This is a genomic window from Mesorhizobium huakuii, assembly GCF_014189455.1.
Classification (GTDB): domain Bacteria; phylum Pseudomonadota; class Alphaproteobacteria; order Rhizobiales; family Rhizobiaceae; genus Mesorhizobium; species Mesorhizobium huakuii_A.
In genome coordinates, this window is record NZ_CP050296.1 from 4,099,727 (window position 1) to 4,123,197 (window position 23,471).

Genomic DNA, 23,471 nt, shown 5'->3' on the forward strand with positions numbered 1-23,471 from the left:
GGCCTTACTCTTTGCTCCCTGACGCCAGGTTTCCTCGTTTGGCCTGGCGCGCTGAAACCGCATCCTTCTGTTTCAGTTTACTGCGTCGTCGTCGTCACAGCCGACCCCGCCCCGCCGACATTGACCGTGATGGCAGGTGGTGGCGGCGGCGGTGGTGGAAATTTGTAGTTTTGAGCCACAGTAGCGGCGCGCTGGCCGTCACCTTCTATGTGCGTGTTCCTCGAGGCCGGATTGAGCGGGTCGACTGTCTGCAGCAGCGAATTAAACTTCTGCGAGTCGCCGGCGGCCAAAGTCACCGAATCGTAATGATTCAGATAGTCCGCGGCGCAACCCGCCAGCAGGCCGGTGCACAGAATGAGGACGAAGGCGCTATTTCTTGACATAGAGCATCTTGTCCTTCGATTTGAAGTTCAGCATGTGGCCATAGGGGCCGGTGACGCCGTCGCCGGTTTCATATTTCCGGATCATGTCCTTGTTCACCTCGAGCTGACCGAGCACGAAGAATTCCGGATCATTGGCGGGCCGTGTCTTGTCGAAGGGTGTCGCCAACTGCTCGCCTGGCTTCACCGGCCGCACGATATGCGGCGTGACGATGACGACCAGTTCGGTCTCCTCCTTCTGGTTGCTCGAATTGCGGAACAGCGTGCCGATGACCGGCACCTGGCCGAGCCATGGCACCTGGTTCTGCAGCTTGGTGGTCCTGCTGGACAGCAGCCCGCCAACTGCGAAACTCTGGCCGTCACGCAATTCGACGACGGTGGACAGTTTGCGGTTGGTGAAGATCGGGTCGCCAGCGGTGGTGAAGCCGTTCAGGTCGCTGACTTCCGGCGCCAGGTTCATGTGGATCTTGCCGTCGTCAAGTACCACCGGCGTGAACAGGAGATTGACGCCGAATTGCTTGTAGACAATGCTTATCTCGCCATTCTTGTCGAGAGTTCGGATCGGGACTTCACCACCCGCGTTGAAGCTTGCCTGCTCGCCGGAGAGCGTGGTGAGATTGGGATTGGCAAGCGTGCGCACCGCGCCCTTGGCCTCAAGCGCCTCGATGATCAGATCGACCTTGATGTTGTTGTCGATGACGCGGGTGATCAGTGCTGCAAACGGGTTGCTGGTTGAGAGCAGGCCGGAGAGCAGATCGCCCGGTCCGAGAACCACATTGTCACGGTCGACAGCCGCAACGCCCGTCCCGGTTCGGGTCGTCCCCCTGCTGTTCGTGCTCCTGATCGAGACACCAAGGTCGCGGCCGGCGTTGCGCTTGGCTTCCAGCACGCGCACTTCCAGATTGACCTGCTGGCTGTCGTCGACCGTGACGGAATTGATGATGTCGTCGGGGCCATATTGCTTCACCACTTCCAGGATGGCTGCCAGCGTGGCGCCGTCCTTGACATGACCGCCGAGCCTGACCCTGCCGTTGATCGAGCCGATTTCGATGCGTGACTTCGGCGCCACCTGACGGATCGCCTGCGCCATGTCGCTGACGTCGACGCCGACCTCGATCTGGATGACGCCGAGCGAGCGCTTGTCGGGCGAGAAGAGATTGACGGTGGTGGTGCCGGCGCTCTTGCCGATGACATAGAGGGTGCGGTCGGTCATCGGCTGGGCATCAGCGATCTTTTGGTCGCCGACGACGATATCGCCGAGATTGGCACTCACCTGGATCGTCACCGATTGCGACGTGGGCAGGAAAATACGGTGGACACTCGGATTGGACACGTCGATGAAGCGGTCGGCTGCATCGGCCGCCAGACTCCACGTCAACAGAGTCGCCATACAGGATAGCGCGGCACCGACCAATCTCACCCAAACCCCCCGCATCCCCATCTCCCTACTTCCGCCACCGGCAGCCTTGCTTCCGCCAACGGCAGCCATGCTTCGCGACATTCTAGCTTATTATTTTTGTCGCGGCACTTCATAAGATTCGAGCGTTATCCCCCGATAGACGCCGACAGTTGCCCGCGCCGGCGGCTCCGGCTGGACGTATTTGACCACTTCCTTCGTGACCTCCGGCGCCGGGGCTGATACCACGATCGGAGCCGGCGGCTTGACCTTGCTCAGCTCATCGAGCTTGTTTCCCACGCGGTCCACGGCCTGGGCCAGTCCCGCGATCTTTTCGTCCGCGCGCTTACGAGCGTCTTCCGCGCTCTGACGTTCGGCTGCGGCTGCAGCATCGGCTGCTGCCTGCCTGGCGAGTTCCGCTTGCCTTTTGGCGACGTCAGCCGGCATTTCGCCGGTGAGGTCGGAAAGCGTCACGCGCTCGGTCGCTTCGCCCTTGCTGGCGGCGGCCTGGCGAAGCGCCAGCGACAACTGGCCGGCGCCCGCCGCCAGGGTCAGCTTCTGCGCGTCCTTGGTGCTGGCCTCGAGCGTTACCGATTTGACGACGGTCGGGCTGTCCTTGCTTTCGTCGGCCACCTGGTCGACGGCGAGCACCCTCATGCCCTGCAAAAGCACGTCGACAAAACTCTGATCCGCGCCATCGTTGCTTCGCACCGTCCGCGTCAGCAGCACATCCACCCGGTCTCCCGGGAAGACGAAGCCGGCGACGCCCAGCACGTCATTGACGCGGATGGACACGGCCTTCATGCCGTCGCCGAGCACCGCCGAAAGCGTGGCGCGCTGGCCCGGGCCGGTGATCTTGGTGGTGAGCACGGGTTCATTGACGCCGATCGCCTGCAATGCCTGCTTGGGGCTCCGCCGGGGGAACGTCTTTCGTCAAGAGTTCTTCCGTTGTCTTGAAGGCACCGGCCGGAACCGCGCCCGCCGGCCATGCGACTTCGCGCAACTTGTCGGCGGACAGCGTGTCGCCGAACTTCAGCGCCACCGCGCCACCACGACCGTATCGCGCTGGACATCATTCGTCTGCGCAATCGCGCTGCGCTGGTTGGCCAGCCAGATATTGGCGAGCACCACCGCCAGGACGCCGAACACGCCGGCGAGAACAATCATGATAACGGTATTAGCGCGCATAACCCCAACCCACTCGCTCGACTACGTGCCCCCCAAGGGTCGCCTGTCTCTGGTTGAAAAGAGGCGGGCCCAAGTGTTTTTGCTCAGGCCTGCCAGAATATCGCTAAGCGGCCGCGGTAAGATTCGAGTTAAGTGTGGTCCATTGACCGCTGACCCATGCGCCGACCAAAATTACGGTTGCTATTACCGCCACCGTTATGATGCCGAGCAAGACTGTATATTCGACCATGGCAGCGCCGGTGTCATCGTCGCGGAACTGCCGGGCCATCGTCATGAAATTTTTCATGCCCATTACTCCATTTGGAGGTTTGAACCCGACGAGGTCATTCGACCTTCCGGTGAGAGCGGCGGGCCCAGGCCTTTCGGCTCGGGCCCGCCAGTGAATTACGCTGCTGCCGCAAGGGCCGTATTCAGCGCGGTCCATCTGCCGGCGACCCAGGTGCCGACCAAAATCACGGTGGCGATCACCGCTACCGTGATGATGCCGAGCAGTACCGTGTACTCGACCATGGCAGCGCCGTTTTCGTCATCGCGGAACTGCCGGGTCATCGTCATGAGCTTCTTCATGTCAATTTCTCCCTTTGGAGTTTGAACCCGACGAGACAGAGCCAAGGATGTACCCCATACCCAGCATCCCCCGTCACCTCGATCCTAGGTCCCGAGAAATTGCGGAGTCAAACGGGATTAATGGTTCCTTAACTTTCCAATACATGAACTTTCGAGTTCAGCGTGCCGTTAAAATTCAGCAAGAGCTTGATTCGTCTAATTTTTCAAGCGTTCTTAACCATTCATTCACAATTGTGATGCGCTGCTAATTTAGCGGCCCCTATTTTAGTGACGTAGCATATTCCTTTATATCTAAGGGTTTATAGCCAATTATGGAGCGGGTTTCCGATATCGGGGGCACGCAAGGCGCAGGGCGCTACATAGCTTAGTGCGCCACCCACGTCCGGCAGCGGGAGCGAACCGAAATAAAAACGATATTTTTTCGCGCCGCTTCTTAACTATGTTGAAAGTATTGCCCGGGCGTGAGGCGTCCTGGCGCTTGTGCGGCGCTTGGTTAACGTTTAGTTTCCGCTAATGTGCGCTGGAGGGGTATAAGGGATTATGCTGGGGCGATTCATCAAGGGTGGCGAGGCGCGGGTCGAGCCGAGGGTGGAGCCGATCGCGGTCCTCCCGGTTGCCAACGGCACCCTGCCTGTCGCCGATTTCGAACCACATGGCGACGAGTTCCTGGCGCTGAAAGTCGATCTGCATCGACATCTCATTGATCGGTTCAACCTCGCGTCGCTCGAAACCGCGTCGAAGGACGAGATCCTGAACGAAATCCGTCCCATCGTGCGCGAGTTCGTGCGCGGTCGCAACGTTCCGCTGAACGCGCGCGAACTCGACCAGCTGACCAGTGACACCGCTGACGAGATGCTCGGCCTGGGGCCGATCGAGCCGTTGCTCAAGGATGATTCCATCGCCGACATTCTGATTAATACGCACAAGAGGGTCTTCATCGAGCGATATGGCGTGATCGAGGAGACCGCGATCCGCTTCCGCGACGAGGCGCACCTGCTGCGCGTCATCAACAAGATCGTCTCGGCGATCGGCCGGCGCGTCGACGAATCGGCGCCGATGGTCGATGCCCGGCTCGCGGACGGCTCACGCGTCAACATTGCTGTCCGGCCGATCTCGGTCGACGGCCCGCTGGTTTCGATCCGCAAATTCTCGAAGAATCCTTATTCGCTCGAACGCCTGATGGCGTTCAACTCGATCCGACAGCCGATGGTCGATCTGCTGCGCATCGCCGTGCAGTCGCGCAAATCGATCCTGGTTTCCGGCGGCACCGGCAGCGGCAAGACGACCTTGCTCAACGCGTTGTCGAGCTACATCCCCTCGAAAGAGCGTCTGATCACCATCGAGGATGCGGCCGAACTGCAATTGCAGCAGCCGCATGTCGGCCGGCTGGAGACGCGTCCGCCCAATGTCGAGGGCAAGGGCGAGGTCCGCCAGCGCGAATTGCTGAAGAACGCACTGCGCATGCGGCCGGACCGCATCATCGTCGGCGAGGTTCGCGGCGAGGAAGCCTTCGACATGCTGCAGGCCATGAACACCGGCCATGAAGGCTCGATGACCACCATCCACGCCAACACGCCGCGCGATGCGATCTCGCGGCTCGAGCAGATGGTCGGCATGGCCGGCATGCCGATGACCAATGATTCCATTCGCGCGCAGATCGCCTCGGCCATCGACATCATCGTGCAGACCCAGCGTCTCTCGGACGGCGGCCGGCGAGTCACCTCCATATCGGAGCTGACCGGCATGGAAGGTAATGTCGTCCAGCTTCAGGAAATCTATCACTTCGTCCGCCGCGATGTCCGCGCCGATGGTGCCATAGTCGGTGATTTTCGCGCCACCGGTGTTCGGCCGCGCTTTGCCACCGAAGCCGCGGCGATGGGGCACCATTTCGCAAAAGACGCTTTCAACCCGCAGGTCCCGCTCTGATGCCGACCGGTCAGACCCTCCTCTACTTCATCTATGTGCTGGCGGCGGCGTCGGTCATTCTCGCCGCTGAGTCCTTCTTTCTTTCAATCGCCGGGCGCCGAGCGCGGGCAGGCATCATAAATCGACGCTTGCTGCGGCTGGGAGAAGAAAAGCCAGCCGAGCAGAGTTTGCAGGGACTGCTGCAGGAACGCGGGCTGACGGCGTCGGGCGACTTCATTTTCGGCGCAATCGCGCTCAACCGGCTCTACACGCAATCCGGCATCACCGGCAATCCACTCGCTTTCCTGGCTGTATTCCTGCTCGCCGGCCTCGTGCTGGCGCTCCTCTTGGCATTGCTTCTGCACCTGTCCGTCATTGTCGCCATCATCGCCTTCTTGATTGTCGGATTTGCTCTGCCGGTTCTCGTTTTGCGAAGGGCTCGGAACAAGCGCATCAATAAATTCGCGCTCCAGCTTCCCGATGCACTCGATATGATCGTACGTTCTCTGCGCGCCGGTCACCCAACCACCGTTGCGATAGGGCTTGTCGCGCGTGAAATGCCCGATCCGCTCGGCACTGAATTCGGCATCGTTTCCGACGAAATCAGTTTTGGCCTCAGTCTGGAGCAGGCTGTTCGAAAACTGTCGGAGCGGGTCGGTTTCGAAGGCCTGCATCTGCTTTCGGTATCGCTCTCCATCCAGGCCAAGACCGGCGGCAATCTCACCGAAATACTCTCAAACCTGTCGTCGGTATTGCGCGAGCGCCGGAAATTGCGAATGAAGATCAAGGCGCTTTCCGCTGAAGGCCGCATGTCCGCCTGGATAATCTCGCTATTTCCACTTGTGATGCTTGGGGTGCTGTCAGTCCTCGCGCCGAATTTTTACGGTGACGTCTGGGGTAGTCCGATCATCATGCCGGTGTTCGTGATCTTTGGGTCGTGGGCACTGCTGGGCGACTTCATAATGTACCGAATGGTCAACTTCGATTTCTAGTGGCGGGCATGGACGTGTTTACCAATCTAGGCAATTCGGCCACGCTGCTCTCTCTCTCCGTTTTCCTGGCGGCAGTGGCGCTTTTCTTGTTGGCCGCCTTTGTCCTTATCCCGGTGTTCCAGACGAGAAAGCTGGTTGCGCAAACGCTTTTATCCGAGGGAATCACCAGTCGCCGATCGCTCTATGCCCAGCAGGAACTCAATAGGATTTCCGCGCAGCGGCCTGTCGACGCCTATTTCCGCAGCCTGGAAAAAGAACGCGGTGAGCCAAATGCCCTGGAAGCGAAACTGTTCCGGGCGGGCTTCTATCAATCGAGCGCGCCGGTCATTTACACGCTCTCTCGCCTCGGCGCCGTCTGTGTCGGCTTCCTGGCCTGTTACGCAGTTCTATCGCGCGTGTTGCCGCCGCAATTGCCGGGGTTCGTGGCGTTTGCAGGTTCAGCCTTGATCGGACTTGGCTGCCTTGTCATTCCCAGCATTGCTCTTGACCGCTTCGAGAGCGGGCAAAAGCAGGTCTATCGGCGCGGCTTTCCCGATTTCATGGACATGATGATCACCTGCGCTGACGCGGGCATGAGTCTCGAGGCGGCCGTGGAGCGCGTGGGCGCCGAATTGGCCGGTACCCACAAATGGCTGGGCATTCAGCTGTCGATCGTGACCCTGCAATTGCGTGCGGGCAAACCGTTGCGCGAGGCACTGCGCGAGCTTGCCGACCGCATCGGGCTTGACGAGGCGCGCGCCTTGGCCGTCCTGTTTCGCCAATCGGAAGAGCTGGGCACCAGTCTTACCGACGCCCTGCGCATTTACAGCGACGAAATGCGCAACCAGAGAATTATGAACGCCGAAGAACGCGCCAACGCCTTGCCGGTCAAGATGATGATCCCGCTGGGCCTCTGCATCTTTCCGGTCGTGATGATGGTCGTCATGTTGCCTGTGCTCATCCGTATGAAAGGCGTTTTCTTCTAAATGTTTATATGCTTTGGTTCTAAAACGGAGTCGGAGGGCTCTTGGGAGACAAAATGACAGGGCCAATGCGCCTCGCGACTGTAGCCGCAACCAGTCTGTTGATGGCGCTTGCCGGTTGCCAAACGAATGGTGCGGACGCCACCGACGGTGTCGTGCGCACCAATGAGCCGTCGAAAGGCGACGTGACGGCCTTTGGCGATGCCTTCGACGGGCTGAAAACGGTCGGTAACGTCGAATATTACGCCTCGGATCAGGCTGTGGCCGAAGCCACGAACCAGTTCCGGGCGGAAAATTACGGCAATGCCGGCGCCTTGTTCTTTAAGGCGACGCAACTGGCGCCCAATGATGGCGGCGCTTGGATGGGGCTGGCCGCTTCGTGCGATCGCATCCACCGCTTCGACCTTGCCGACCGGGCCTATAGCAGGGCCTTCAAGCTGGTTGGCGCATCGCCCGAATATTACAACAATATCGGCTACTCCTATTTGCTGCGCGGCAAGCTGCAGGACGCACGCGGCAGTTTCCTCAAGGCCTATGAGCTGGCGCCCAACGATCCGACCGTGGCCAACAATCTGAAACTACTGTCATCCAGCGTGCAGAACATCGAGCGCTAGCATGTTGCTTGTCGAAGTGCTGCTGCTGAAAGCACTCGCCATACCCTTGCTCGCAAGGATTGCGTGGCTGGATTTCACGACACAGAAGATAGCCAATCGCGACGCATTGCTGCTGCTCTGCCTGGGGGCAGGGTCGCTACTGCTTTTGTCGCTCCAGTCCGGATCGTGGTGGGATATGGGTTTGAGCGCCATCGCCGCGCTTGTGCTGTTCGTGGCGCTCTTTCCGTTTTGGGTGCTGCGAAAGGTCGGCGCCGGAGATGTCAAGCTGATGGCAGTCGTGCCGTTTCTGGTCGGCGGAAATGATCTCGTCGGGTTTTCCATCTTGCTGCTGGTTTTCGCCCTCGTCACGGCCATGATCGTGAAAAATCCACTGTTACTGCCGCAAGGCGCCTTCCGCCTCTACGTTCAACACCTTGACCGCAAAGGTGTTGTTCCGTTTGGCGTACCGATTGCGGTGGCATCGATCTGCATGATCGCCTTGCAGGTCGCATACGGCTTTGTGGTGCCTGGCTCTCTATTGATGTGATAACCGACGGGCGCTGGGCTGCCGATGCGCTACTTCGCCTGGCTTATCTCTCGGTTGCCGGCTTTGCGATGGTATCCGCCGTATCCCGGCGTTGTTGAGTGCCACGCACGAACGGGTAGCCGTGCTGGCCGATATAGTCCGTCGGGATCGGTTCATCGACTCCATATTTCACGGGCATTTTGGAGTCTGGAACATGAAACGTGCCGAACAGCGCATCGATGATGGCTAAGTGACTGGCGAAGTTCTTGTCATAGGCATCGCGTTGATCCGCATGATGCCAATGGTGGAATTGCGGCGTTGCGATCAGCCATTTGAGCGGCCCGAAGTTCATCCTGACGTTGGCGTGCAGAAGCAGCGCATGCCCCGTAGCGATGACAAAGTATACGGCGATGGCTGCCGACGAAAATCCCAGAAAGAATATGGGCACAAGCGAGACCGCCTTGGTGATGATCTGGTCCACCGGGTGCGCCCGGAAAGCAACCATCCAGTCCAACTCCTCGATGCCGTGATGGATCGCGTGGAATCTCCAGAGCGCCGGGATAGCATGAAACGCCCGATGCGAGGCGTAGACGCCGAGATCGGCCAAGATGACGATCTCTACGACCTGGAGCCAAGTTGCCTGACCGCCCACTGTCGTTGTTACCCTCTCCGGCACCAAAGACGCCGAGGCCCTCATTGCCGCCGCTGCCATAAGGCTAATGCAGATCTTGAGGAACGCACCATTGACGACTGCGTAGATCACATCGGTGCCGATACCCTTGCGGAATATCTTTTGTTGCGTCCGCAGGGCGAGGATGTGCTCCAGCGGTACGAAGATCAGGGCACAAATGAGCAACGATTGCAGACCAAAGAGGTCCATCGGCTCCATCTCCCAATGTCATTTACCAGAGGAGGAGTGAACCACTTCGCGGTCCGTCACACAAGGTAATGGTTTCCAAACAGTTAACCGGTGCGCCATGACCTTCCAGCCGAGAGACTTTGATAACTTTGGTCACTCATCTCGACCAACGGCCAGTTGGCCGTTAACGCTTTGGAAAGCATTTACTTGTCGGCGCGACCAAGGGATGCTTCAGTGCCGCTTTGCAGGGTTGGCAAAATGCTGAATGAAGATTTTCTCGGCCGTATCGCGATCGTCTGTATCATGACGGTCCTGGCGGTTCTCAGCGCGATTCCGCTGTTTTCCTATTTCCATCAAAACGTGTCGGCAAATTCGCTGGCCATCGTCAACCAAGTCTTGGCTACCGTATCATCAACCCTGCAGGTTTCCCTGACGGTCGGCCGTCTCCCGCCAAAAGGAACCGCGCAGGGAATCGGACCAAGGGTCACCTCTGTAGCCGGAACGTTCATGATCATCGTTGCAATGTTTCTGACCCCGGCATTGGAAAACGGGACCGTGCAGATGGTGGCGCTCGGCTTGATTTTCATCGGCATGGCCAGCTCGGTGTTTTGCCTCTACTGGCTCGGCCGCTCTTTCTCCATCATGGCTACGGCCCGGCAGCTGGTTACCTCTGGCCCATATTCCATTGTTCGCCATCCCCTTTACATTTGCGAGGCGACATTCATTCTCGGAATGATCCTTTCGCATTTTTCAGTGCTGATGGTGGCGTTAGGCGCGGTCCAATTTCTTCTGCAGTACCGGCGCGCCAGGAACGAGGAAGGTATCCTTCGAGAGACGTTCCCTGAATATGACGAATATGCTCGGCGCGTTCCCATGCTTCTGCCGCGGTTCTTTCGTACGGGGGCAGCGGTTTCCGGGCAGTCATAGATCAAGCGGCTATTTGCGCGCCCCAAGGGCGCCGATGTTCGACCGCCAGCATTGCATAGACGACGACCGGGGTCATCATCATGGTGGTCTTCTCGGTGAGGGCTGGCGCGATCAGCTTCGGATCGTGATCCTTTGAGCCAATTCTTGCTGGTCTGCACTAGAGAACATGGTGACGCTGACGATGGCTATGACCGCGACTACACCTCCACCGATGACGTCCACTAGGTAGTGGCCGCCTTCCGGCACTGTCGAGACAATCATAATCGCATTAACCAGGGCAATTGGGATCAGCAAGGGCGTCCTTCGCATGGCATAGGCGATGATGATCCCAAGAGTGGTGTGGAATGAGGGAAAGCACGTGATCCCAACTGTGTTGGAGATCAGGAAGTCGAAAGGCGCCCCGGAGCGCAGCGCATCGACCGTTGCAGCATGGGACAGGCCGGCATTCGTGAAATGGTTGAATAGCGAAGGCGCCGGGTGGAAATAGAGGTAGGGGCCGTCCACCGGGACGGCGGCCATGATGATCGCGGTCAACACCGACGATGCAAACAGGATCGCGGTGAACTCCAGCAGCCGGTGCCGCTGGTTTGTGACGGCATGCCAGAGCACCACCACCGGCAACTGATAGGTGAGCGCCGCGTAGCAGAACACCAGAACTGCTGCGACCTTCGGGTACGAATTGGCGTAGCCGAGCGTCGAGAGCCATTCGAAGCCAAGTGCCTTGTCTCCGGCGACGAGCAGCCAATCGAGCCGAGGTCTGGTTGTCGATGCGGCAAGGTACATGAACAGGCAACTGACAATCGACATCGGGATGAATACCGCCATGAAGATGGCGATGTTTTCGAAGGTAGCTCCAGCCCTCCTCCACATTCGGGAAAGTCGAGACTGGCTTCGGTTTGCCATTAGGGCAGAAAATTTTCCCGCACCCCAGTAAGCGCCGGCGATCGAACAAGCGATGATCAGTTCGACACCATTATAGGCATCGATCGTGATGTTGCTGACTGATAGGCAGAGAAAATCGGCCAGAACAAACGCCGAGATCGACAGGCCGATAATTCGCGCGTAGCGACGTACCACCGGAGCTTCGAAAGCCAGCATCCCCTACCTCTCTTGGGGCAGACAATATTCGAAATTTCAGCGAACTGCAAAACCGGCCCGCAAGCGAAGTAGTTCTTAAATGAACTGACGGCGGAAGAGGCTGGCCACCGCATCGTGCGGCACCCACTCTATGCCTGCGAAGCGATCGTTCTGCTCGGCCTTGTTCTGCGTAATCCGACATGGATCACAGTTGCGATCGGCGCGACTGCACTCGCCTTCCAATATCGGCGACTGATCAACGAGGAGAAGGTCCTGCAAGCGGCTTTCCCCGAATACGACGCCTACCGGCAGGCAACCCCGATGCTCGTGCCTTCCATATTCCGATAATAACGATGCTGGCGCGATCAGCTTCGGGCCGTGACGACTGGATCTGTGACCACGAAGCGATTGAACATCGCCAGAAGCGGCTTCTCAAATCTGATGTGGATGCGCCAGCCGAAAAGCACGCAGGCCGCCGTGGTGACCAGGATGATGAGATCCGGCTCAATCGGGTAGGCCATCCACAGCGGCAGCATCGCCGAGGCGATCAGCGTGTGTGTGAGGTAGAGCGAGTAGGATGCGTCGCCTTGCTCGGTCCAGATGCCCGGCTTCGCCTTGATCTGCATCGTTCCATAGACGATCAGCGCCGCGGGTAGGCCATAGACGAGTACGCGCCGGAAGCCGTCGGTCCCAATGAGGAAATCGAGCGTGCCGCCGCCGGGCGCTATTCCGAGCGGACCGGCCATGACGAGCGCGACGGCGCCGAGCGGGATGCCCAAGAGGCCAACCCACCGCATCGGCGCATTGGCGATGGCGACGCCCATCAGAAATTCGAGGATGATGGGGTTGCCAAGGAACTGGAACACCGGGCCTAAGGGGCGGAGCAGCATTGCCGCACCATAGAGGCCGATCAGCACGTAAATCGATCGGCGATTCCAGAGGACCAGGGTCGCGGCTGCATAGAACAGCATCTCGAAACACAGCGTCCACGCGACCGGCAAAAGCGGCTCGGTCATGACGTCGGTTGCCGGCCAAAAAAGGAACGTGGCGACGACGCTGCGCCAGCCGAAGCCCGTCTTCGCCGCGATCAGCAGCGTAGGGATACAGACCAGGAAGTAGATCGGCACGATGCGCCGCCAACGCCGCCAGGCGAACCCGCGCCAGCTCAAACCTGCCGCTATCCGCGTGATAATGACGCCCGAGATGACGAAGAAGATGTCGACGCCGGCGCGGCCGACAAGCTGCACATCTTGCGGCAGCAGTCCGTTCGATCCTGTCGCGACGGCCGCGATCTCGGCCGAATGGACGTAGACCACCAGCAGCGCCGCGACGAAGCGAAGGATCTGCAGCGACCAGATCATAGCAGCAACCGCGCCACTCGAACCGGCCAGATTAGGCCGTCGATCAGACAATCGGTGAATGTCCTCAGGATCTGCCTCAAGGAATGCCCTTTCAGCCCGCGCTAATGAACCATCACTTCGGCCGCCGTGCAAGGCGATGGTTTCCAAGCGGTTAATGCTTGCGACCGCCTTCTGGGGGACCGCGCCCATCATGCGACCGGTCGTCGAGGCTTATTGGCCCCGCCAGAGGCATGGCGCCAGAGGAAGTTGGCGCCGCCTTCCTGATCATAATTCAGTTGGCTGTGGTCCATCCGGCTTGGCATTACGGGATTGATGGATATGCTTTGGTGCTGGGGACCCGATCATAGGGGCCGTGCCGGATGCGTGGTGAAACGCTCGCCGCAGGCCAACCGAAAGCCCATTCTGTCGTCACGAGTTGCGTAAGACCTCATTCAGTAGAGCGTCGATGGCTAGATAAACGATCACAGGGGAAGGTAATATGGCACTTCACCTTTCGGCAGATGCCCCGGCCTCGGTCGCGGCCGCTCCGCAAAAATATCTCTTTGGCCCGTTCATCGATTTTTTCATGCTTGGCGGAAGCGCTCTTGTCATCCTGCCGGTCCTGTATTTTGTGCCTCTGAGATACGAAGCTGCCCTGACGCTGACGATGTTCTTGCTCTCACATCTCATAAACCAGCCGCATTTCGGTCATTCCTACCAGATCTTCTATCGCAATTTCGCGCGCAAGGTGCGCGGCGAGGGGTACAGCCGCAGCCTCCAGATCCGCTATATCTTGGCGGGCATTGTCGTCCCGTTGGCCATGATTGCCTTCTTTGCCTATGGCGCGCTGACGGGGAACGCCCGCCTGCTGGGTAACGCAACCAACGCGATGGGCTTTTTCGTGGGCTGGCACTACGTCAAGCAAGGCTACGGCATGCTGATGGTGGACGCCGTGCTGAAGCGCAAATTCTTCAGCGATCAGGACAAGAAGGTGTTGCTGTTCAACGGCTATGCAGTTTGGCTGTTCGCCTGGCTTCAGACCAATGTGGTGATCACGCAAAGGCAGTTCTGGGGTTTGGACTACTACACCTTCGCGGTCCCGCCATGGCTTATCACCATCGCCATGTCGATCGCGGCCGCCTCCTCGGCGGCCACCGCCGTGATGTTCATCAACCGCTGGCGCAAGCATGGTGGCGCGCTGCCCTATAACGGCGTCGTCGCCTACGTCGTGTCGCTTTACGCCTGGATCCTGTTCGTGACGCTGAACCCGCTCTGGCTGCTCGTGGTGCCGGCGATGCATTCGTTGCAGTATCTGGCCGTGGTCTGGCGCTACCAGACCAATGTCGAGCGCGATCGAGCCGATGCCGTCGAGCGGTTGGGACCGAAGGTCCTGTCCACGCTTGGACCGGTGTACAGGCTGCGCGTGCTGGCGTTTGTCGTCTTCGGCGGAATTCTCGGAGCGCTCGGTTTCTGGCTGGTGCCGATGGCGCTGACGGCCATGGTTCCCTACGACAAGGCCGTGCTCGGCTCGTCGCTTTTCCTCTTCATCGCCTGGATCTTCATCAACGTGCACCACTACTTCCTGGACAATGTGATGTGGCGGCGCGGCAATCCGGAAGTCTCGAAATATCTGTTCCGCTGAAGCGATCGGTTGAACGCATTTCGGGCAGGGAAGGCCCATTTCCCACGCGAAAACGATTCGTTAACCAAGATGCTGTTCATCGACAGGACGAGTTTGTCGGACGGATGCCCGTCTGCCTGGAACAGCCTGCTTGTCCAGTCGAGCGCTCGGAAAAGAAAGCTCCGCAGCCGGCGACGACGTCAAATCGTCCGAAACAGAAACAATGTGCAAGGCATGAATGTGATCGAAAGCGAACAGAACGCGCCCGGCGCTTCCCATCGTTGGACATGGTTGCCGGCCATTGTCGTCGCGTTTTTCTGCCTGTGCGTCACGAGTGCGTCCGCCGAGACGCGCGCCTTGAAGATCCAGCATCTGCATACGGGCGAGAAGGCCGAGATCGTTTTCAAGCGCAACGGCCGCTACGATCAGGCGGGACTGAAAAAGATCAATTTCATGCTGCGCGACTGGCGCCGCAACGAGCCGACCAGGATGGATCCGCGCCTGCTCGACCTCGTCTGGCAGGCCTATCGCGCCAGCGGCTCGAACGCCTATATCCATGTCGTTAGCGCCTATCGTTCACCGGCGACAAACGCCATGTTGCGCAGCCGCTCGAAGGGCGTGGCCCGGGAAAGCCAGCACATGGTTGGCCGCGCCATGGATTTCTTCCTGCCGGACGTGCCGCTGAAGAAGCTGCGCGATATCGGCCTCAAGATGCAGGGCGGCGGCGTCGGCTATTACCCGACCTCCGGTTCGCCTTTCATTCACATGGATGTCGGCAATGTGCGGCACTGGCCGGGCATTAGCCGCCAGGAACTCGCCAAGGTTTTCCCGAACGGCAACACACTGCATGTGCCGAGCGACGGCAGACCGCTGCCAGGCTATGATCAGGCGCTTGCCGCCTACAAATCGCGCAAGGCCGCCGGCACGCCCAATATCGAGCTGGCAAGCGCCGATGGCGGCCAACGCAAGTCGCGTGGCCTGCTGGCGACGCTTTTGGGTGGCGGCTCGGACGAGTCGGATGATGTCGCGGCGCCGGCGCCGAGCAAACCGGCCAAGTCCATCGAACCCAAGCCGGCCGCGCAGGGCATAGCGATCGTGCCGCCGCAGGATGCCCAGCGCGCGGACATCCAGGTGGCTTCCGCTGGTACGGCTGAAGAACCGCTCGCCGAGCAAAAGAGCAAGACGCCCGAAGCGATCGTCATGGCGATGGCGCCTGACACGGTGCCGTTGCCGGCCTTCGCCCCGCGCGCCGTCACCACGGCCAGCATCCCGACCCCGCAAACAGCACCGTTCGCGATCGCCAGCGCATCCACGGCGCAGGCCGAACTCTCCGCGACCAAGCCGGTGGCTGCCAATGCCGAAATCCCCTTGGGCAAAGCGGATGCCGCTACCGCGAGCGCTGCGCCGGACATGGTGGCACTCAACATCCCCTTGCCGACATGGCGGCCGCAAGGCCAGACAAGCCCGGCGCGTCAGCCGGAATCAGCCAAGTCTGGCGACGCCGTCGCTGCCTTGCTGGCCATGCATCACCCCGATGACGGCCTCGATGATTCCGCCGCTCAGCGGATTGCAGTCCCTGCATCAAAACCCGAAGATCGTGTCAGGACCAGCCCCAAGGCCGATCGTGTCCAGCCACGTCTCGATCCCGAAGCCACCGCCATGATTGTGCTCGTGACGTCACCTGGCCGGTTGCTTGAGACAGGTCGCGGCATTGCCGGCGCAATCGGGTCGGCAGCGGCGCCTGTCATAGCCACCAATTTCATCCGTACAGCGCCGGAGCAGGTCTATCTCGATGGATTCCGGCCGCGAGGACAGACGTCCGATCACCGCCGCTTCACCGGCTCCGCGGTGAAATTCCTGCCCATCGCCAGCTTCAAATAGGGGCGCGAACGCCTGCATTCGATCCAGTGCAGAAATGTGTTGTATGATAAGGATGGCTAGAGTTGTGCTCCTGTTGCGCAACCCACGCTGAAACCTTCCATACAGCTCTGTAAAGCATTTTCCAAATTTGACAATCGTGCATGAAATTGTAAGATAATCGTCTTTCCGTCAGCGAGAGGCGATGACTATGTCGATCCGCGAAGAACTGGCCAACACCACCTTGGCGTTCACCTCGGCGGAAGAAAAGATCGTTCAGGTTCTGCTTGCCGATTATCCGATGTCGGGGCTGGGTACAGCGACTCGGCTGGCGCGCCGCGCCGGGGTCAGCGATCCGAGCGTGACAAGGCTGATGACCAAGCTCGGCTATGTCGGCTTCGCCGATTTCCAGGCGCGCCTGCTCACCGAGGTCGAATCCAGGCTGCACTCGCCGCTTTTGATGATGGAGGCCAAGCGTCCGGGCGGCTCCAGCGAAGGCACGGCACTCGCCTATTTCCATTCGGTTTCCGACAGTCTGGAGCGCACGCGCACGGCGGTGCCGCTGCAAGCCTATACGCGCGCAGTCAATTTGCTGCTCGAGACCAAGGGCCAGGTCGTGCTGCTGGGTGGCCGTTTCAGCCGGCATATCGCCTCCATGCTTGCTGGTTACCTCCTGCAGTTCCGCTCCGGCGTGCGCGACATCGGTTCGCTGAGCCCCGCCGATTTCGACCTGCTGATCGACCTCGGCAAACGCGACCTTCTCGTCGTCTTCGACTACCGGCGCTACCAGTCGGATGTTGTGCGCTTTGCCCAACAGGCGCATGAACGCGGCGTCTCCATCCTGTTGTTCACCGACGTGTGGCTGTCGCCGATATCAGAGGTCGCCGACCTGACCATGGTCGCGGCGATCGACGCCAATTCGCCCTTCGACACGCTGGCGACCGCCGTCGCCCAGATGGAAACCGTCTTTGCTCATGCGCTGGAGGGCCATGGCGCCGGGGTGCGCAAGCGCATCGAGGACATCGAGAAGATCCGCAGCACCAATGCCGTCACGCTCGATGCCGCCCTGTCGCCAGCCGACAACGAAACCGCCAAACCCAAAACCCCAAGGAAATAGCGTCGATACGCCCGATGCGGCGATGCGAGGAAGGAACAATCATGCCTGATACCCAGACCATCATCGACGCCGTGCAGGCCGGGATCGAGGCCGACCGCGACTGGCTGATCGGGCTGACCCGCGACATGGTCCGCATCCCCTCGGTCAATCCCAAATTCGAGTCCAATCCGGCGATCAATCGCGAGGCGGATGTCCAGGCGCTGCTCGAACCGGTCCTCAAGCAGGACGGCTTCCGCACCGAACAGTGGGATGCCTTGCCCGGCCGGCCCAATCTGGTCGGCGAATGGGCCGGAAACGAGGACCGCAGCCTGATCTTGTGTGGACATATCGATGTCGTGCCGGTCGGCGAGATGAGGGACTGGTCCGTCGATCCGTTCGGCGGCGAGATCACCAATGGCCGGCTCTATGGCGCGGTGCGGTCGACATGAAGGGCGGCGTCGCGGCTTGCGTTGCCGCCGCGCGTGCGATCAAAAAGGCCGGCATCACGCTGCAGGGCCGGCTGGCCATCCACTCCGTCGTCGACGAGGAGGCGGGCGGTTTCGGCGCCATAGATGCGGTCAAGAAGGGCAAGCTCGCCAAGGCGGTCCTTGTCGCCGAGCCGACCTGGGGCGATGTCCTGCCGGTCGAGGGCGGGCTTGAATGGGCGCGGGTGACGATCCGTGGCCGCAACGCGCATTCGGCGCTGCGCTACAACGAGATCTATCCGCAGCGCCACGACAAGGACCGGCTGAAGCCGGGCGTCAACGCGATCGAGATCGCGGCGCGCTTCATTGCCGCCGTCCGTCAGTACGAGCTGGACCGGACCCGGGCGAAGTCCCATCCGCTGCTGCCGCTCGGCATGAACACCATCAATATCGGCGTCGTGCATGGCGGCACCGGTCTTGGCGAGCACGGCCTGCCGACGGTGATGACCAACCCGGCCATCATCCCCGATGTCGCCGTGCTCGACCTCGACATGAAATTCCTGCCGGATGAGAACTCGGCCGACTATCGCCGCGACTTCGAGGCGTTCGTCCATCATTTCGCGCAGACCGACGCCTGGCTGCGTGACAACCCGCCGACCATCCAGTGGGAGCTCGGCGGGCTGCATTTCCCGCCGATGAACACGTCCGTCGACCACCCGCTGGTGACGTCGCTGATGAAGCGCAAGGCCGCGATCGGCAAGGCGCCTGAGGCACGCGGCTTCGTCGCCGTCTGCGACGCCGCCCACTATGCCGGTGCGGGCGTCGACGGTGTCATCTTCGGCCCATCGGGCGACGGGTTCCATGGCGCCAACGAATATGTCGAGGTCGAGTCTGTCGTCGAGACCGCCAAGGTCATCGCGGCATCCGTCATCGACTGGTGCGGCGTCCGCTAAGGCGGAGTTGCGTTTCGAAAACGGTCAGGCCGGGCGTTTGATCCGCCCGGCGACAACGCCCCATGCAGCCTTGATCATGCCGGCCAGCCCGCTCGGATAGGCCAGCATCACGCCGATGATCAGCACCGCCGTGATCATCGGGCGCCATGCGCCGAAATCGGCCATCCACTCGGCAAAGATCGTCAGCACGAAAGAGGCGATGATGGCGCCGTAGATCGTGCTGGTGCCGCCTAGCAGTACCATCGACAGGATGATGGTGGCGAGGCTCATGCCGAAGACGTCGATCGAGGCATTGCGCTGGTAGGCGGCGTAGAAGGCGCCGGCAACGCCGGTGAAGAAGGCGCTGGCCGCCAGCGTCAGCATGCGTTGGCGCACGATCGAGACGCCACGGCTGATGGCGTACTCCTCATTGTCGCGCAACGCCACGATGCTGGCGCCGGCGCGCGAGCGTACGAACACGCGCAGGAACAGCGTGCTTGCCACCAGCAGCGCCAGCGCGATGTAGAAATAGGCGAACTTGGCGTCGCGGACCATGTTGTGATCGAGCCAGTAGAGGCCGGGGATGCGCACGATGCCTTGCGTGCCGCCGGTGATGTCGGACTGGCTGAGGATCACCTGCATCACCAGCTGCGCGAAGCCGAACGTCACCAGGATGATGTAGATGCCTTTCAGCCGCAGGATCGGGATGGTCACCAGGATCGCCGCAAGCGTCGCGACGATGCCGCTGGCGAACAGTGCGATCCAGGGGTCGAGGCCGGCCAGCTTGGTCAGCAGGCTGTAGGCATAGACGCCGATGCCGAACAGCGCCAGATGACCGAAATTGAAGACGCCGCCATAGCCGAGGCTGAGGTCCCAGTTCGAGGCGACGATGGCGTAGATGAAGGCCATGATCAGGATGTGGCGGGCATAGGTGTCGCCGAAGACCAGCGGCAGCAGCGCCAGCACGGCGAAGCCGAGCACGAAGCCGACGGCCTCATGCTTCCACGGCGTGCGGCCGGGCGCGATCGGAATTGCCGCCGCTGTGCGGATTGGTGCCATCGTCGAGGTCGTGTCGGTCATGCGAGGCCTCGTGAGCGGCTGGCGAAAATGCCCTCGGGGCGTACCATCAGGGTCAGGATCAGCACGCCGAACAGCAATGCCGGCGTCCAGTAGAGGCCGAAATAGTAGCTGCAGGCGGCCTCGAAGAAGCCGATCAGATAGGCGGCGAAGATCGGTCCCGATATGCTCGATATGCCGCCGAAGACCACGACGATCAGCGCCTTGAGCAGCGGGTCGCTGCCCATGACCGGCGACATGAAACGATAGCCGCCCATGAAGATGCCGGCGAGCCCCGCCAGTGAAGCGGCGATGGCGAAGGCCAGCCCATAGAGCGCGGTGACGTTGAGGCCGACCAGATGGCTGGCATCCTCGTTTTGCGCCACGGCGCGCAGCGCCAGCCCAAGCCGAGTGCGGTTGAGGAACATCCACAGTGCCGCCAGGATCAGCGGCGTGATGACGATGATGGCGATCTGGTGCAGCGAGACGCCGACGCCGCCGATGATGGCGTTGCCGTCGATCAGCGCCGGGATCTGCTTCGAGCGCGGCCCCCAGATGGTCAGGGCGCCGTTCTCGATCAGCGATCCGGCGGCAAGCGTGGTGATGACGACGACCAGAACGATGTTGGGCCGGCCGATCAGCGGCCGCACGACGCTCGCCTGCAGGATCCAGCCGACGCCGGCCATGACGACGACGGCGACCGGAAAGGCAACGGCCGCCGGCAGGCCGAGTTCGACCAGCTGCCAGGCGATGTAGGCTCCCAGCATCATGAACACGCCATGGCTGAAATTGAACACGCCGATCGTCGTCCAGACCAGGGCCAGCCCGACTGCCATCATGGCGTAGAGCGAACCCTGGAACAGGCCGCCGAACAGGATTTCCGCCAATGCGCTCATTCTCGGATCCTCGAGCATTTTGCAGCCAAGCGGCATCGCTTGGCGTCGCAGAAATGCGGCTGAAACAAATCGCTAGAGCGGGATGCCAGTTTCAATTCAAATGCATCCCGCTCTAGTGACCAAAATACATCGACATGATCTCGCCGTGGTCGAGGCTTTCGCCCGGCTTGATCTCGGTCGCCACCGCGCCGTGGTTGACGAGGTAGAGTTGCTGCGTCAGCTCGAGCAGGAATTCGATATCCTGCTCGACGACGATGAGCGGCACGCCGCCGCGCGAAATGTCCATGACCGAGGCGCAGAGCTCATACTTGATCTTGGGCGCCAGCCCAAGCGTCGGTTCATCGAGGATCAGCAGGCGCGGATGGCTCATCAGCGCTGTGCCGATCGACACCATCTGGCGCTCGCCGCCCGACAGCGTGCGCACGCGCTGGCGCCAGCGCTCCGCCAGTTTGGGAAACAGCTTGATCACTTTCTCGCGGTTCTCAGCCTCATGCGGGCGGGCACGTGCCGAATAGGCGCCGAGCGCCATGCAGTCGGCGATGGAGAGATCGGGAAACAGCCGGTTGCCTTGCGGCACATGGATCAGCCCGGTACTGACAATGGCGCGAGCGCTTCGGCCGGCAATGTCCTGCCCATCGAACAGGATGCGGCCGCTCTTCAGCTGCAGCAGCCCGGAGATCGCCCGCAGCAGCGTCGTCTTGCCATGGCCATTGGGGCCGAACAGGCCGACATTGCCGAAGCGGCCGGCCTCCAGTGAAATGTCGTGCAGCACGGTGACGCGGCCGTAGCCGGCGGTGACGCCTTCGACGGTAAGAATGGGACTCACGCCACGGCCCTCCGTGTTCCCAAATAAGCCTCGATGACGCGCGGGTCGGCGATCACATCAGCCGGTTTGCCGGCGGCGAGCACGCGGCCATTGTTGAGCACCAAAAGGTGCTGCGACAGGCTCATCAGGAAGGTCAGCACATGCTCGATCAGGAGGATGGTGATGCCGCGTTCGGCGATGCGGCGGATCAGCCCGATCGACGTCTCGATCTCCGGCTTGGTCAGGCTTGACGCCGGTTCGTCAAGCAACAGCATGCGCGGCTGCATGGCGATCGCGGTGGCAAGCATCAGGCATTTGCGCTCGAAGACGGACAGTTCACCGGCCAGCCGGCCGAAGGATGCGGACCCCAGGCCGACGAACTCCAGTGCTTCTGCCGCTACATCGCGGGCGGCGGCTGCCGCTTTCTCCTGCTTGCCGTAGCTGGCGCCGATCAGCGCGTTTTCGAACACGGTCAGTCCATCGAAGCTGGTCTCGCGCTGAAAGGTGCGGGCAAGGCCGAGGCGTGCGATGGCATGCCCTGACTTGCCGTTGATGGCGGTCCCGTCGAAGCGGATGCGGCCCCGGTCGGGCCCGAACGGGATGCCGGTGATGATGTTGAACAGCGTGCTCTTGCCGCTGCCGTTCGGGCCGGCGATGCCAAAAATCTCGCCGGCCTCGACCTTGAATGACACGCCGTCGACGGCCTTCAGCGAACCGAAGGCCTTCGAGACGTCGTCCAGTTCAAGCAGGGCCATTCCTCACTGCATCCAGGGCTGTGGCTTGAAGGCGCCGGTGGCATATTTCTCCGGCGAGATCAGCGTGCGCTGGCCATCCCAGATCTGGAAGAAGGTGATCGGGATATAGTCGTCGCCTTGCGTGGCAAGATGCGTGGCCGGGTCGAACTTCAGCCGGCCTTCGGCGACCTGCTTGTCGGTCTCCGACAGCGCCTTCATGATCGCTGCGTGGTCGGATGCGCCGCCGACCTTCTTGACCGCGTCGAAATAGACATTGGTCATTTCGTAGAGGCCGACGCCGTAGGTGCCGCTCTCGACGCCGTATTTCGCCTTGAACTTGGCCGCCACCTCGTCGGCGCGCGGGTTCTTCGGCGTGGTCAGCGCGCCACCGAGCAGATTGTAGATGACGCCGTTCGATTTCTTGCCGGTCAGTTCGACGAATTCCGGCACGCTCGGCGCGTATTGCAGAAAGACCAGGCTCTTGGTCGGCTGCTCGAGGAACTGGTTCAGGAAGGATGCCGAATTGCCCGGCAGATAGTCGGTGTTGATGACGACGTCAGGAACATTCTCGCGCACCTTGGCCAGGATCGAACGCCAGTCGGTCACTTCGCCGAAGGGAACGATCTCGTCGACGCTGATGGTCCAGCCCTTCTCCTTGAAGGTCTTCTTCATGCCTTCCGAGATGGTCTTGGAATAGGCGTTGTCGGAGGAGATGATGGCGACCTTCTTGGTCGGCAAGGTGATCTTGCCGTCGGCCGCGAGCTTCTCGACGAACAGGGTGACGTCGGTGTTGTAGGCGTCGAAGGACGGCGTCAGCGACCAGCAGCACATGTATTTGTCCGGGTACGGCGCGATGATGTCCCTGGTCTGCTGCGAGGTGGCCGCCAGCATGTAAGGCATTTCCGCCTCGGCCATGTTGTCGATCTCGAAATTCGTCAGGCTGGCATAGCCGGTGAGCATGAACTGCACGCCGGGATCTCCAAGCAGGCGCTCGACCGCGCTGGTGACGTTGCCGGCCGACTGATCCTTGACGTCGCCGACCACCAGTTCGAACGTGTTGCCGGCAACGCCGCCGGCGGCGTTTGCCTCGTCGATCGCCATCTGCACGCCGCGCTGGAATTCCTGGCCGTCGGCCGCCGCAGGTCCGGTAATCGGTGCCAGCAGGCCGATCTTGACGACATCGGCGAAGGCGGGAACGGCGGATACGGCAAACGCGCCGATCAGCGCGGTGCTCATCAGCATATGGCGGATTCTGGTGGCGGTGGATTTGGATCTCATCGTGCTGTTCCCTGTTTTCCTCCCGTTCATCGGGAGTTGGATAATTGACAATCTACGCA

27 protein-coding genes are annotated in these 23,471 nt (G+C 60.8%); 11 read left to right on the forward strand and 16 right to left on the reverse strand.

Translation table 11 applies throughout. The annotated features are described in order from the left end of the window. Nucleotides 1-77: 77 nt before the first annotated feature. The 7 genes from HB778_RS20065 to HB778_RS20085 form a co-directional block, all read right to left on the reverse strand. Nucleotides 78-383 (reverse strand): hypothetical protein, encoded by a 306-nt coding sequence (locus HB778_RS20065; RefSeq protein WP_183456324.1) that lies wholly within the window; start codon nucleotides 381-383, stop codon nucleotides 78-80. Then, nucleotides 370-1,815, reverse strand: coding sequence for a type II and III secretion system protein family protein (locus HB778_RS20070; RefSeq protein ID WP_183456326.1), 1,446 nt, complete (start codon nucleotides 1,813-1,815; stop codon nucleotides 370-372). The genes HB778_RS20065 and HB778_RS20070 overlap by 14 nt, the downstream gene beginning before the upstream one ends. 75 nt (nucleotides 1,816-1,890) lie before the next feature. After that, a complete protein-coding gene (gene cpaB / locus HB778_RS20075; RefSeq protein WP_244661527.1) occupies nucleotides 1,891-2,673 on the reverse strand; it encodes a Flp pilus assembly protein CpaB in 783 nt (260 codons plus the stop codon). Then, nucleotides 2,651-2,818 carry a hypothetical protein gene (locus HB778_RS41525; RefSeq protein WP_244661528.1) on the reverse strand — a complete coding sequence of 56 codons (168 nt, stop codon included), beginning with the start codon at nucleotides 2,816-2,818 and terminating at the stop codon, nucleotides 2,651-2,653. Before HB778_RS41525 ends, cpaB begins: the two co-directional genes overlap by 23 nt. Next, entirely contained in the window at nucleotides 2,809-2,943 is a 135-nt protein-coding gene (locus HB778_RS42815; protein ID WP_280515920.1) for a hypothetical protein, read from the reverse strand. The genes HB778_RS41525 and HB778_RS42815 overlap by 10 nt, the downstream gene beginning before the upstream one ends. 124 nt (nucleotides 2,944-3,067) lie before the next feature. Continuing rightward, a complete protein-coding gene (locus tag HB778_RS20080) occupies nucleotides 3,068-3,250 on the reverse strand; it encodes a Flp family type IVb pilin (RefSeq protein ID WP_183456328.1) in 183 nt (60 codons plus the stop codon). 98 nt (nucleotides 3,251-3,348) lie between these two features. Continuing rightward, nucleotides 3,349-3,531, reverse strand: a complete 183-nt coding sequence (locus tag HB778_RS20085) for a Flp family type IVb pilin (protein ID WP_183456330.1) — start codon at nucleotides 3,529-3,531, stop codon at nucleotides 3,349-3,351. Nucleotides 3,532-4,071: 540 nt separating this feature from the next. On the opposite strand from HB778_RS20085, the gene HB778_RS20090 reads away from it, so the two are divergent. Genes HB778_RS20090 through HB778_RS20110 form a run of 5 tightly spaced genes read left to right on the forward strand, consistent with a single transcriptional unit; the run spans nucleotide 4,072 to nucleotide 8,530 of the window. Next, on the forward strand, nucleotides 4,072-5,457 hold the full coding sequence (locus tag HB778_RS20090; RefSeq protein ID WP_183456332.1) for a CpaF family protein: 1,386 nt from the start codon (nucleotides 4,072-4,074) through the stop codon (nucleotides 5,455-5,457). Beyond that, nucleotides 5,457-6,428 carry a type II secretion system F family protein gene (locus HB778_RS20095; protein ID WP_183456334.1) on the forward strand — a complete coding sequence of 324 codons (972 nt, stop codon included), beginning with the start codon at nucleotides 5,457-5,459 and terminating at the stop codon, nucleotides 6,426-6,428. Before HB778_RS20090 ends, HB778_RS20095 begins: the two co-directional genes overlap by 1 nt. Before the next feature lie 8 nt (nucleotides 6,429-6,436). Continuing rightward, nucleotides 6,437-7,393 carry a type II secretion system F family protein gene (locus HB778_RS20100; RefSeq protein ID WP_183456336.1) on the forward strand — a complete coding sequence of 319 codons (957 nt, stop codon included), beginning with the start codon at nucleotides 6,437-6,439 and terminating at the stop codon, nucleotides 7,391-7,393. 53 nt (nucleotides 7,394-7,446) lie between these two features. After that, nucleotides 7,447-8,004 carry a tetratricopeptide repeat protein gene (locus HB778_RS20105; RefSeq protein WP_183456338.1) on the forward strand — a complete coding sequence of 186 codons (558 nt, stop codon included), beginning with the start codon at nucleotides 7,447-7,449 and terminating at the stop codon, nucleotides 8,002-8,004. A gap of 1 nt (nucleotide 8,005) precedes the next feature. Beyond that, complete coding sequence (locus tag HB778_RS20110) at nucleotides 8,006-8,530, forward strand: prepilin peptidase (RefSeq protein ID WP_183456340.1); 525 nt, start codon at nucleotides 8,006-8,008, stop codon at nucleotides 8,528-8,530. Between the two features lie 43 nt (nucleotides 8,531-8,573). Here HB778_RS20110 and HB778_RS20115 read toward each other — a convergent pair whose 3' ends face one another. Further along, nucleotides 8,574-9,398, reverse strand: coding sequence for a sterol desaturase family protein (locus HB778_RS20115; protein ID WP_183456342.1), 825 nt, complete (start codon nucleotides 9,396-9,398; stop codon nucleotides 8,574-8,576). A gap of 228 nt (nucleotides 9,399-9,626) precedes the next feature. Between HB778_RS20115 and HB778_RS20120 the strand changes: the two genes are divergently transcribed. After that, the gene (locus HB778_RS20120; RefSeq protein WP_183456344.1) at nucleotides 9,627-10,295 is read left to right on the forward strand and encodes a methyltransferase family protein; all 669 of its coding nucleotides are present in this window, start codon (nucleotides 9,627-9,629) and stop codon (nucleotides 10,293-10,295) included. 111 nt (nucleotides 10,296-10,406) lie between these two features. Here the strand turns inward: HB778_RS20120 and HB778_RS20125 are convergent, their stop codons facing one another. The 3 genes from HB778_RS20125 to HB778_RS20135 form a co-directional block, all read right to left on the reverse strand. After that, entirely contained in the window at nucleotides 10,407-11,393 is a 987-nt protein-coding gene (locus HB778_RS20125) for a phosphatase PAP2 family protein (RefSeq protein WP_183456346.1), read from the reverse strand. Nucleotides 11,394-11,468: 75 nt separating this feature from the next. After that, nucleotides 11,469-11,651, reverse strand: coding sequence for a hypothetical protein (locus tag HB778_RS41530; protein WP_244661530.1), 183 nt, complete (start codon nucleotides 11,649-11,651; stop codon nucleotides 11,469-11,471). A gap of 86 nt (nucleotides 11,652-11,737) precedes the next feature. Continuing rightward, nucleotides 11,738-12,784 (reverse strand): acyltransferase family protein, encoded by a 1,047-nt coding sequence (locus HB778_RS20135; RefSeq protein ID WP_244661531.1) that lies wholly within the window; start codon nucleotides 12,782-12,784, stop codon nucleotides 11,738-11,740. Between the two features lie 427 nt (nucleotides 12,785-13,211). Here HB778_RS20135 and HB778_RS20140 point away from each other — a divergent pair, with 427 nt between their 5' ends. From HB778_RS20140 to HB778_RS20155, 5 genes are all read left to right on the forward strand, one after another. Next, complete coding sequence (locus tag HB778_RS20140; RefSeq protein WP_183456350.1) at nucleotides 13,212-14,354, forward strand: hypothetical protein; 1,143 nt, start codon at nucleotides 13,212-13,214, stop codon at nucleotides 14,352-14,354. A gap of 213 nt (nucleotides 14,355-14,567) precedes the next feature. Then, nucleotides 14,568-16,214, forward strand: coding sequence for a DUF882 domain-containing protein (locus tag HB778_RS20145; protein WP_183456352.1), 1,647 nt, complete (start codon nucleotides 14,568-14,570; stop codon nucleotides 16,212-16,214). Nucleotides 16,215-16,401: 187 nt separating this feature from the next. Continuing rightward, a complete protein-coding gene (locus HB778_RS20150; RefSeq protein ID WP_183456354.1) occupies nucleotides 16,402-17,307 on the forward strand; it encodes a MurR/RpiR family transcriptional regulator in 906 nt (301 codons plus the stop codon). 41 nt (nucleotides 17,308-17,348) lie between these two features. Further along, nucleotides 17,349-17,735, forward strand: a complete 387-nt coding sequence (locus tag HB778_RS41535; RefSeq protein ID WP_244661532.1) for a M20/M25/M40 family metallo-hydrolase — start codon at nucleotides 17,349-17,351, stop codon at nucleotides 17,733-17,735. Further along, nucleotides 17,732-18,664 carry a M20/M25/M40 family metallo-hydrolase gene (locus HB778_RS20155; RefSeq protein ID WP_244661533.1) on the forward strand — a complete coding sequence of 311 codons (933 nt, stop codon included), beginning with the start codon at nucleotides 17,732-17,734 and terminating at the stop codon, nucleotides 18,662-18,664. Before HB778_RS41535 ends, HB778_RS20155 begins: the two co-directional genes overlap by 4 nt. Before the next feature lie 24 nt (nucleotides 18,665-18,688). Here HB778_RS20155 and HB778_RS20160 read toward each other — a convergent pair whose 3' ends face one another. From HB778_RS20160 to HB778_RS20180, 5 genes are all read right to left on the reverse strand, one after another. Continuing rightward, entirely contained in the window at nucleotides 18,689-19,723 is a 1,035-nt protein-coding gene (locus HB778_RS20160) for a branched-chain amino acid ABC transporter permease (RefSeq protein ID WP_183456356.1), read from the reverse strand. Next, complete coding sequence (locus HB778_RS20165) at nucleotides 19,720-20,595, reverse strand: branched-chain amino acid ABC transporter permease (RefSeq protein ID WP_183456359.1); 876 nt, start codon at nucleotides 20,593-20,595, stop codon at nucleotides 19,720-19,722. Before HB778_RS20165 ends, HB778_RS20160 begins: the two co-directional genes overlap by 4 nt. 112 nt (nucleotides 20,596-20,707) lie before the next feature. Then, the gene (locus tag HB778_RS20170; RefSeq protein WP_183456361.1) at nucleotides 20,708-21,421 is read right to left on the reverse strand and encodes an ABC transporter ATP-binding protein; all 714 of its coding nucleotides are present in this window, start codon (nucleotides 21,419-21,421) and stop codon (nucleotides 20,708-20,710) included. Further along, nucleotides 21,418-22,155: an ABC transporter ATP-binding protein gene (locus HB778_RS20175; protein ID WP_183456363.1), complete on the reverse strand. Its 738-nt coding sequence runs from the start codon at nucleotides 22,153-22,155 to the stop codon at nucleotides 21,418-21,420. Before HB778_RS20175 ends, HB778_RS20170 begins: the two co-directional genes overlap by 4 nt. A gap of 3 nt (nucleotides 22,156-22,158) precedes the next feature. After that, nucleotides 22,159-23,412, reverse strand: a complete 1,254-nt coding sequence (locus HB778_RS20180) for an ABC transporter substrate-binding protein (protein ID WP_183456365.1) — start codon at nucleotides 23,410-23,412, stop codon at nucleotides 22,159-22,161. Nucleotides 23,413-23,471 lie beyond the last annotated feature (59 nt).

Bases quoted from the DNA above. Each gene is read 5' to 3' on its own strand.
- HB778_RS20165 (WP_183456359.1), bottom strand. From the start codon at position 20,595: ATGAGCGCATTGGCGGAAATCCTGTTCGGCGGCCTGTTCCAGGGTTCG.
- HB778_RS20145 (WP_183456352.1), top strand. From the start codon at position 14,568: ATGAATGTGATCGAAAGCGAACAGAACGCGCCCGGCGCTTCCCATCGT.
- HB778_RS20100 (WP_183456336.1), top strand. From the start codon at position 6,437: ATGGACGTGTTTACCAATCTAGGCAATTCGGCCACGCTGCTCTCTCTC.
- HB778_RS20105 (WP_183456338.1), top strand. From the start codon at position 7,447: ATGACAGGGCCAATGCGCCTCGCGACTGTAGCCGCAACCAGTCTGTTG.
- HB778_RS41535 (WP_244661532.1), top strand. From the start codon at position 17,349: ATGCCTGATACCCAGACCATCATCGACGCCGTGCAGGCCGGGATCGAG.
- HB778_RS20150 (WP_183456354.1), top strand. From the start codon at position 16,402: ATGTCGATCCGCGAAGAACTGGCCAACACCACCTTGGCGTTCACCTCG.
- HB778_RS20175 (WP_183456363.1), bottom strand. From the start codon at position 22,155: ATGGCCCTGCTTGAACTGGACGACGTCTCGAAGGCCTTCGGTTCGCTG.
- HB778_RS20095 (WP_183456334.1), top strand. From the start codon at position 5,457: ATGCCGACCGGTCAGACCCTCCTCTACTTCATCTATGTGCTGGCGGCG.
- HB778_RS20110 (WP_183456340.1), top strand. From the start codon at position 8,006: ATGTTGCTTGTCGAAGTGCTGCTGCTGAAAGCACTCGCCATACCCTTG.
- HB778_RS20140 (WP_183456350.1), top strand. From the start codon at position 13,212: ATGGCACTTCACCTTTCGGCAGATGCCCCGGCCTCGGTCGCGGCCGCT.
- HB778_RS20115 (WP_183456342.1), bottom strand. From the start codon at position 9,398: ATGGAGCCGATGGACCTCTTTGGTCTGCAATCGTTGCTCATTTGTGCC.
- HB778_RS20080 (WP_183456328.1), bottom strand. From the start codon at position 3,250: ATGAAAAATTTCATGACGATGGCCCGGCAGTTCCGCGACGATGACACC.
- HB778_RS20065 (WP_183456324.1), bottom strand. From the start codon at position 383: ATGTCAAGAAATAGCGCCTTCGTCCTCATTCTGTGCACCGGCCTGCTG.
- HB778_RS20160 (WP_183456356.1), bottom strand. From the start codon at position 19,723: ATGACCGACACGACCTCGACGATGGCACCAATCCGCACAGCGGCGGCA.
- HB778_RS42815 (WP_280515920.1), bottom strand. From the start codon at position 2,943: ATGATTGTTCTCGCCGGCGTGTTCGGCGTCCTGGCGGTGGTGCTCGCC.
- HB778_RS20120 (WP_183456344.1), top strand. From the start codon at position 9,627: ATGCTGAATGAAGATTTTCTCGGCCGTATCGCGATCGTCTGTATCATG.
- HB778_RS20125 (WP_183456346.1), bottom strand. From the start codon at position 11,393: ATGCTGGCTTTCGAAGCTCCGGTGGTACGTCGCTACGCGCGAATTATC.
- HB778_RS20090 (WP_183456332.1), top strand. From the start codon at position 4,072: ATGCTGGGGCGATTCATCAAGGGTGGCGAGGCGCGGGTCGAGCCGAGG.
- HB778_RS20070 (WP_183456326.1), bottom strand. From the start codon at position 1,815: ATGCGGGGGGTTTGGGTGAGATTGGTCGGTGCCGCGCTATCCTGTATG.
- HB778_RS20180 (WP_183456365.1), bottom strand. From the start codon at position 23,412: ATGAGATCCAAATCCACCGCCACCAGAATCCGCCATATGCTGATGAGC.
- HB778_RS20085 (WP_183456330.1), bottom strand. From the start codon at position 3,531: ATGAAGAAGCTCATGACGATGACCCGGCAGTTCCGCGATGACGAAAAC.
- HB778_RS20155 (WP_244661533.1), top strand. From the start codon at position 17,732: ATGAAGGGCGGCGTCGCGGCTTGCGTTGCCGCCGCGCGTGCGATCAAA.